General features: G+C 45.5%; 1 protein-coding gene. It reads right to left on the bottom strand.

Going from position 1 to position 1,503, the window contains the following annotated elements; all coding sequences use genetic code 11:
* A partial coding sequence (locus AS194_RS01865) for a Fic family protein (RefSeq protein WP_058023790.1) occupies window positions 1-1,432 on the bottom strand: 1,432 nt, incomplete at its 3' end.
* Between the last annotated feature and the right edge of the window lie 71 nt (window positions 1,433-1,503).

Genomic DNA, 1,503 nt, shown 5'->3' with positions numbered 1-1,503 from the left:
TATCGGCATAGCTGTTGGGCATCTCAATAATCTCTTTTATCGCCAGTCGTGCATGGTCATGTTGTCTTAGGTACTGTGACTCGTTATGCATCTCTTTTTCAATAACATGCGCAATCAGTCCTGATAAGTACTGAACATGAGGCGTCAGGTCCATAAAGCGCCATGCCGGTTGAATAAGGTGACTGTCTTCAAAATTTAAGTTTGAGCGAATACCATCAGGGTAAGTAATCGCTTGTTTATCAAAGCTGTAATGATCACGGATTTGCTCCATAAGTGGCACGGATACACGGTCTAAAATTTTATCATAGGCATGACGGTCTGAGGGATGCTCAGCGATGGCTTGCGATATAGGTAAGATAATCGGCTCATGAATGATCTGGTCGCGTCTGAGTACATCGTTAATTAGGAAGCGATGTACTCGGCCATTGCCATCCGCTAGCGGATGAATATACACAAAAGCAAAGGAAGCAACCGCACTACGTATCAGTGCCGATTGTCCCTCGGTCTTTTCCATAAATGCCTGTAACCCTTTGAGCTTTTCAGCAATGTCATCAGCAGGTGGCGCAATATAGTGCACAATCTCTTTAAAGCCATTGACCTGAGTATGCGACACAAAAACTGGAGATTGACGGACGCCATACTGCTGGATGACCGTTTTGCTACCAAGTATCTCTTGTTGCAACTCTGCTAGCGACTCAGGATCAAGCGGAATATCGCCCTTGCCGGTACGCCGTGCCATCACATCGGCGAAACGTTCAATACGTTTTAACTCTTTCCCTTCACCTTCTATAGTAAAACTGGCTTTACTCTCTCGTAATGTCATCCATACGGAGGCACGCATCAGTAAGTCTTGCCCAAATTCATCGTTCAGCTTGTCAACCATTGTGGCAATATCGAGTGCAGCGGCTTGCGTAAACAACTCTGTTTTCACCAATTGAGGACAGAAATGACGGGTTCCTGCAAGATTGTCATTGATACGCCAACGAGCATTCTTTATGACATGCGCAGGGCTTGAAGTAACCTGCTTCTTAGCATCTAGAGCATCCACATAGTTACCGCCTAAATTACTCGGTACTGCTAACTGCTGACCCATGAGCCACTCATACAAGAAAGCCATTCTACGGGCATAGCTGCCTGTCGGCTCAGCGTTTACCCATGCTTGTACGTCATCAGCACCTACCTGCTCAAATAGACGAACCAGTAACTCTAAATTCAGTACTTCATGACGCATGTGAAACTGTAAGTGCGCAATGATAGTGTCCAGTGGACGCGCGGTTTCCTGATAAGCGTTATGAATGACGTCACCGTCTTTATAGGTTTGTCTGCGCCCACCGATACTACTGCTGACATATAAAGGGGACACCAGCTCGATGCTGGCATAACGGATAAGCCATGCTGCGCCAATAGGGTCTGAAGTAGGGGTATTCATCATGAGTGGCTCAAGCGATTATAGATAAGCTATTTTGCAGAAAAGCGATTATGAATGCAATATAATGATTATAA

The organism is Psychrobacter piscatorii (assembly GCF_001444505.1).
GTDB lineage: Bacteria > Pseudomonadota > Gammaproteobacteria > Pseudomonadales > Moraxellaceae > Psychrobacter > Psychrobacter piscatorii_B.
This window is presented reverse-complemented; position numbering and strand designations above follow the sequence as displayed.